Source organism: Mitsuaria sp. TWR114 (genome assembly GCF_007997345.1).
Window position 1 is genome coordinate 1 of the sequence record NZ_VOSR01000511.1, and the last position, 899, is coordinate 899.

The window sequence follows — 899 nt, forward strand, 5'->3', positions numbered from 1 at the left end:
GCCCGCGCGGCGGTGGACAGCGCCCGTGCCGCCGCGGACCTGGTCCGCGCCAACCGCTGGGTCGATCCGAGCGTCAGCCTCAGCTACGGCTACGCGCCACAGGGACGTCGCGGCGTGGCGGCGGACGGCTCGGCGGTCGATCCCTCGCCGCGGTCCAACACCGTGTCGGTCTCGGTCTCGGTGCCGATCCCGCTGTCGCGGTTGGACCGCGGCGACCTGGTGCAGGCCGAGTCGGCCGTCACCCAGGCCCTGCTCGCGCTGCGCCAGACCGAGCTCCAGGCGCAGGCCGACGTCCGCGCGACCCACGCCCAGTACCGCGCCGCGCTCGAGAACCTGACCCGCTACCGCGACGCGACCCTGGGCGACGCGCGGCGCGTGGTGGAAGGCTTGCGCCTCTCGTACCGGCACGGCGCTGCCTCGCTGCTGGAGCTGCTGTCGGCCCAGCGCGCGGCGGACGACACCGAGCTCGCCTACCTGCAGGCGCGCAGCGAGCTCGCCGCCGCCACCGTGCGGCTGCAGCTCAGCCTCGGCCGCGCGCCGGCGCCTTGAGCCAGCGGGGAAGCCGACGGGGAATCGCGCCGGCATGCGAGACTGCCGCCCATTCGGAGAGAGGCGATGAGGATTCTTCTGGTCGAGGATGACCGCAAGGCCGCGAGGCTGCTGGTGCGCGGCCTGCGCGAGGAGGGTTTCGTGGTGGACCACGCGGCCAGCCTGGCCGAGGCCGACGAGGCTGCCTTCGTGACCACCCACGACCTGATCGTGCTGGACGGCATGCTGCCCGACGGCGACGGCGTCACCCTGTGCCGCACGCTGCGCGCGCGCGGCCAACAGGTGCCGGTGCTGATGCTCACCGCCCGCGACGCGCTGTCCGATCGCGTCGACGGCCTGAACGCCGGCGC

General features: G+C 74.6%; 2 protein-coding genes. Both read left to right on the top strand.

The window, feature by feature from the left end:
* The coding region (locus FUT87_RS18000; RefSeq protein ID WP_147241908.1) for a TolC family protein at positions 1 to 549 on the top strand (549 nt) is incomplete at its 5' end.
* A gap of 66 nt (positions 550 to 615) precedes the next feature.
* The coding region (locus FUT87_RS18005; protein WP_147241909.1) for a response regulator at positions 616 to 899 on the top strand (284 nt) is incomplete at its 3' end.